This window comes from Priestia sp. YIM B13489 (assembly GCF_042787645.1).
Classification (GTDB): domain Bacteria; phylum Bacillota; class Bacilli; order Bacillales; family Bacillaceae_H; genus Priestia; species Priestia megaterium.
In genome coordinates this window covers 1-5940 of the sequence record NZ_JBHZOQ010000022.1, presented here as the reverse complement: position 1 = coordinate 5940, position 5940 = coordinate 1, and the positions used below count along the sequence as shown (strand labels likewise).

At 32.8% G+C, this 5940-nt stretch carries 8 protein-coding genes; 4 read left to right on the top strand and 4 right to left on the bottom strand.

Annotated features, from left to right (window positions below; genetic code table 11):
- Positions 1-462: 462 nt before the first annotated feature.
- From ACFX4W_RS01460 to ACFX4W_RS01450, 3 genes are all read right to left on the bottom strand, one after another.
- Positions 463-582: a YjcZ family sporulation protein gene (locus tag ACFX4W_RS01460; RefSeq protein ID WP_377559159.1), complete on the bottom strand. Its 120-nt coding sequence runs from the start codon at positions 580-582 to the stop codon at positions 463-465.
- Positions 583-773: 191 nt separating this feature from the next.
- Complete coding sequence (gene yjcZ / locus ACFX4W_RS01455; protein ID WP_165574641.1) at positions 774-932, bottom strand: sporulation protein YjcZ; 159 nt, start codon at positions 930-932, stop codon at positions 774-776.
- Between the two features lie 605 nt (positions 933-1537).
- A complete protein-coding gene (locus tag ACFX4W_RS01450) occupies positions 1538-1762 on the bottom strand; it encodes a spore germination protein (protein WP_377559157.1) in 225 nt (74 codons plus the stop codon).
- Between the two features lie 1138 nt (positions 1763-2900).
- Here ACFX4W_RS01450 and ACFX4W_RS01445 point away from each other — a divergent pair.
- The 4 genes from ACFX4W_RS01445 (at position 2901) to ACFX4W_RS01430 (ending at position 5264) form a co-directional block, all read left to right on the top strand.
- Complete coding sequence (locus tag ACFX4W_RS01445) at positions 2901-3572, top strand: hypothetical protein (RefSeq protein WP_377559155.1); 672 nt, start codon at positions 2901-2903, stop codon at positions 3570-3572.
- A gap of 19 nt (positions 3573-3591) precedes the next feature.
- On the top strand, positions 3592-3957 hold the full coding sequence (locus tag ACFX4W_RS01440) for a hypothetical protein (RefSeq protein ID WP_241771348.1): 366 nt from the start codon (positions 3592-3594) through the stop codon (positions 3955-3957).
- A 213-nt stretch (positions 3958-4170) separates the two neighbouring features.
- Positions 4171-4791: a recombinase family protein gene (locus ACFX4W_RS01435; RefSeq protein WP_221778286.1), complete on the top strand. Its 621-nt coding sequence runs from the start codon at positions 4171-4173 to the stop codon at positions 4789-4791.
- 275 nt (positions 4792-5066) lie between these two features.
- A complete protein-coding gene (locus ACFX4W_RS01430; RefSeq protein WP_377559153.1) occupies positions 5067-5264 on the top strand; it encodes an IDEAL domain-containing protein in 198 nt (65 codons plus the stop codon).
- 445 nt (positions 5265-5709) lie between these two features.
- Here the strand turns inward: ACFX4W_RS01430 and ACFX4W_RS01425 are convergent, their stop codons facing one another.
- On the bottom strand, positions 5710-5937 hold the full coding sequence (locus ACFX4W_RS01425) for a hypothetical protein (protein ID WP_221778289.1): 228 nt from the start codon (positions 5935-5937) through the stop codon (positions 5710-5712).
- Between the last annotated feature and the right edge of the window lie 3 nt (positions 5938-5940).

The window sequence follows — 5940 nt, the reverse complement described above, 5'->3', positions numbered from 1 at the left end:
CCTCTTCGAAAACCATCTAATCTAGAACGAGATGTACGACGGTCTCCACTACGACGTCCTGGCATAACCTCACCTCCAAATAACCTTATAGTACATGCTATGAAGGAAATGAAATTTGGTATAAGTAAAGTGCTTATTAAAAACAAAAAATATCTCTGTAAAGTAAAAGACTAGTTATACTTGTCCATGCATTTTTAGAAAGTCGGCATATTATACAATGTGCATATTAATAGCCTCCAAATCTTGTTGATATGAACGGCAAAAACCTCCTGATTTTGGCGAAAGTCAGGAGGTTTTAAATTAGTAAGGGATGCATCCAAAAACAAAGGGTACTCACAGAAGTATTGGAGTGCATTGACTACATCCTATGCATCAATAATCTTTTAGTAACTTGCCTATTAAAAAGATTTGAAGATAAATTAGTTTATGTAAAAGCCTCTCAAGTGAAAGGCTTTTGTTGTATTAGCAGTAGCCTCCGTAGCCGCCACCAAAACCACTACATCCAATAATGACAAGAAGAATAAATAGGACAATTAGAAGAGCAAAACCTCCACCAAATCCATATCCACCACAATTAGACATACTATCACTCCTTTTATAAGGTTTGAGTAAAACTAAAGGAGTAGGGAAACAATTTATATGGGCTAACGCATTATATGTAACAGACAATACTTGTGAGCATGTTTATTTCTACATTACTATCGATTCATTATTGCCTAATAAAAAAAGCTAGCACAAAGCTAACTTTTTAGGATAAAAATGATTTTTAATCATTAGCAACGACCAAAACCTCCGCCAAAGCAAGAAGCACCAATAATGATTAATAAAATGAAAAGTACAATGATTAAGGCAAAGCCACCACCACAGCCGCCTCCACCATAGCCGTAACCGCCGCCATAACCACAGCCACCGTAACCTCCAAAGAAGCCCATATTTCCACCCCCTATATGCTTAATACTTTTAAGATATGTATAAAAAATGAAAATGCTCGCCCATACTCTGCACTGATAGAAATAGCAGGATTTTTGTAGATATATATATAAACCCTTTAGATTACTTTACATAGAATGAATGAACCATCCCACTGAATCCCAGTAGATCAGTTATCCTCCCTAACGGATTTGCAGATGTTAAAAAACAGAGAAACTCCCTGCCGCCTGGGAGTTTCTCTGTTTTTTAGATATATATGTTCAGCTAATATAATGGATTTTATTGGAATTCATTATCTGGAAAGGGTTTGAATATTATTAGAGAAGGCTCTAGGAATGCCACTTCGATAAGCCATCTCGCTTTAAAAGAAAAAACAATCTGTATTAGAAGCAGATTGTTTTTTCTTTTTTTGACTCTGTAAATTATGAAGGTGAAAAATAAAGTTAAAAGTATTCTATCTGTGAGACGAAAATTACTCGATATACATCATATACTTTTATTTTTCCTTAAGTAACTTGCCTCTTGAGAATAAAATTGTATTTTTTGAGCAAACTACACAAGATTTTGCCAAACATTGACACATACAATCGTAGGCAACCTATTTTTATTATAAATTACCAGCTATATTTTGACTGAATATACTACCATTCTTATTATTAGTTGAGTTTTTCTCATTTGTAATATTTAAAAAGTTGCCTACATTACCTGATCCAGCTCCGACTTTTGTCATATCAGTAGCTTTAGGTGAAATTTTAAAGCAATCACCAAACTCAACGGTTGGTGCTGTGCCGAATAAACTATTAATATTAACTGCGCCTACGACAGATGGCATTTGTATTCCTCCCTATACTGCAAATATAAATTAAATGCGTAGAGATGTTAGTAGCACAAACATGAAATAATAGTATTAAAATAATCCCTTTTAATCACTTATAGTTAATAATAACCTCTTAAACTAAAAGGCACGAGAGGTCCAGAAATAGGAGCTTCTCCTGCACCATAATACTTTGGTGCTTTAGCTGGATTACCCAATGGATAATTTCCCCACCAACTGTTAATTTCCCCATTAGAATTGAGTACAAAGCCAGTAGGTCGTTGGAAAGAAGGAACAAAATAAGGATAGAAAGTGTAATGAAAGGGGGTGTAGAAGGATGAATAAAACACATGATCACCTACTTTTTGTAAAAGAAAGACATGGTCTAATGAGTAGCCTATATTCTATATATAGAGCAAATTTATATAAATCTGCAAAAACATCATTTTCCTAGAAAGACGGGTGCCCCTATAAAGTCTTGATGTTAAAAGCTAATCAATAATACTTACACTTTATTCACCAAATCATCTTTAAGTTAATTGTCCATTATGAATAATTTTTTATCATTTAAGCAAACTACCCACGACACTGCAAAGTGTTAAATAGGTTTATTTAGAGCATTCACCAGAAGAACTATCTTACTCACATAAGGTAGTTTTTTCTGTTTTCAGGCTGTATATGGTATATAAGGTTAGTTAACATAATCACTCTTTCCGGAAGACATAAAAAAGAGAACCCTTGGTAGGCAAAGGTTCTAGTCAGGCTACGATTTCTGCAATATGCAGCTTTTTATACATCCTTGATATGACGGGTTTTACAGTAGGTATGAATGACCTAAAGATGTATAAAAAATGCACCTTTTATACATATGCTTGTACGGTAAAATATAGTCTATATGGAAATAATGTGTTATTATATTTTTGCACATGCATTTTAATAGTGAAAAGCCACCTGTCCTGCAAATACTGGGTGGCTTTTTATTTTGCTCTTGTACATAAAGGACTTTACTACTCCTCCAGATGTTATTTGCACGGCTGTTTTAGACAACAAATCTGAACCATAACTATTTTTCTATACAATATGCAACAAATCTTTAAAGCCAAATAAGAAAAATTATTAGCTTATGCAGGTCTCTTATATGTGAAGGAGGTTTTATATGAGTGAGATTTGGATTCAAGAGGAACATTTAAATGCGGAGTTTGATGAAATGGTGGGGCATTATGTTCAATTGGAAGGACCTATTGATTCTGTTTACTTTATATCTGAAACAATGGAAAGCGTTGACGATAGGGATGAACAAAGGGATTTTTTACTCGCTTTCTTAATTAAGCAGGATAGGTATCCTTTATATCTTACATTCCTTTGTGATGATATGATGGCAGAGGAGTTTGAAAAGGAATTTAATGAATTAGGTATAGAATATAGGTATGAATTATTAGAGGAAAAACAAGCTTACTATACATTTTTTAAACGGGTTACCTATCACCCTAGATGTTTTACTTTACCAATTAAAGACGCGCGTACATTATCCTTAGCATTAGAACATACCTTTTACCTTGCTAATATGAACGAATTTTATTCGCTTTCTTATTCTGAAAATTTAAATTTTGAGCTCAAGAGAGTTAAGGAATGGGGCAGATGGAAAAACGTATCTATCCCTATTTTTAAAACGGAAGGAAATACTACATTCATAACTATTTTCCATGATGGAGCAGGGTTTTTCTTGTATTCAAATGAGGATAGATATTCATCTATACAAGAAGTGTGCTCAACTTTCCCAGAAGACTCAAAAGTAGTACAAATTAATGACCGACTACTTGATATTTAAGTAAAAGAAAGGGGACTAGATGATGGGGCATATTTTCAAGTTCGTAAAAAATATATTTTTAAAGGAATATCAAACTTTTGCTAAAGAATTAGGCTTTAACTCTTGGGATGATGTCCTTGAGAATACATATGAGATATTCAAAATGCCTCCCGATGCTTCTTACCTTGTTACACAATCTAAAGAAGATAAGTGGATTGTATGGAATGATGAAGGTAGCCTTCCTTATTCATTTTTAGTATTTAGTACATGGTTTGATGCTATCAGTTATCTTAGAAAGATATTTGAAGAAGGTAAGTACGAAGAACACTATTGGAGACCAGAGGGATTTGATCCAGGAGAAAATATTTTTAAGAATATACCTGACAAAGAAAAAAATAATGAATAATAGAATGTTTACACCTTTAATGTTTTGAAATAAAGTCAAATACACAGTCCGTAAAAGTATACGTTTGCGAACTTTTCTTTTTTATAAGAAATCTATTATTTTTATCGTTCGTTTAAGTTTGAAAATAAATTACGAACGTTCTCTGTAATTTATACACTTTTACGAACGATTTTGGTAAAATAAGATGAAGAGAACCACAAAAGGAGTATAAAAATGGAAAATAGAAGATTTGGATACATACGTGTAAGCAGCCGAGATCAAAATGAAGGTCGTCAACTTCAATTGATGCAGGAAGTTGGGATTTCTCCTCGCGATATTTTCATTGATAAACAAAGCGGAAAAAACTTCAATCGAGAACAATATCAATTATTAAAACGAATGATTCGTAAAGGGGATATCCTTTATATTCATTCTTTAGATCGTTTCGGTCGCAATAAAGAAGAAATTCTCCAGGAATGGAATGCCATCACAAAAGAGATTGAGGCAGACATTGTAGTTTTAGATATGCCGTTGTTAGATACAACTCAGTATAAGGACAGTCTGGGAACGTTTATTGCGGATTTAGTCCTGCAAATTCTGTCTTGGATGGCTCAAGAAGAGCGAGATCGTATTCGTAAGCGTCAACGTGAGGGAATTGATGTTGCGTTAACTAAGGGTATATCTTTTGGGCGCCCCAAAGCTCAAGTCAGCGAAGAATTCATTGAGGCTTATAATCGATGGAAGCAAAAAGAGATTACAGCTGTACAGGCAATGAAGGAAGCAAATGTAAAAAAGACAACGTTTTATAAATTAGTAAAACAATACGAAAATAAGATAAATATGGAGACTATTTAAATAAGAAGAAAATAGTTAAAACAACGTATATATTAGCATCGGAGTCCTAAGTGAAAAAATATTATATTTTATAGAAAAGATTTACGTAATATCTATTCGGTGAAAAATTCACTTATTTTCGTCATGGAGAGCTAGTGTTAGCATTATTCTTTTTGTTAGATTGTTTTTCATTACATATTATTCTACGCGCTATTTTATCTATTAATCTCGTATTAAAACAATGAAAAAAGGAAATACTGTTTTTAAAAAAGAAATGATAAAGGGGTTAATAGTTTATGGAAAATAATATGTCTAATGAAATGAGTCAAGCTGAAACAAGTATATCTGATGAAATGTTAGCCGAATTGTTCCTAAGTCAAGTAATGAATGATTTCAAAAAAGGTAAAATCCTTGAAGAAATTGATCAGTCCTTAAGGAATAAGGACAAAGAAGCTTTTTTACGTTTAACGAATAAACTTAAATCTGCATCTTAATAAAAGAGTATAAATAGGAGTTCATCATTTATAATAATAAACAAATAAACCGAATTGAAATCCTTTATGAGAAGTTAAATAAGGGGGTAATTATCAGTTATTATGGTTTAGCCTCAATATAGGGAGGATACTCAGCCGGGGGATATCTTCCTGTTACGATTAGTACGTAAGCAAATATACAGAAGATACTAATTGCTCCTATTACTAAAACAAAGCGAAGAAACTTCTTCATTTTTTTTGTCTTTGGAACTCATTAAAATTAATAATAGTACTCATAAAAATCCTCCTTGTCTTCTTTTTTAGAAATATATTATAAAAAAGAAGATAAAACCACCTTATTTAAAACTTACTGGGTAGTTTTATCTTCCAATATAGCACTAATTTATTTTAACTAAACCAACTTAAGTTAACTCCGCTTTTCCAAAGTAATAGCCCGTCCAAAATATTAGTAATAATGTCTTCTTACTCGACGAACACTGATACTTTCTAAACTAGTAACATTTCTATTTCCAGAATTATCTTCCCATACTAAGAAACCATTTTCTACTCGAATAAACGTACCGTTTCCATCAAGTTGTCTTCCAGCAGAAAAGACTTGAATTTCATCTCCTCTTCGAAAACCATCTAATCTAGAACGAGATGTACGACGGTCTCCACTACGACGTCCTGGCATAAC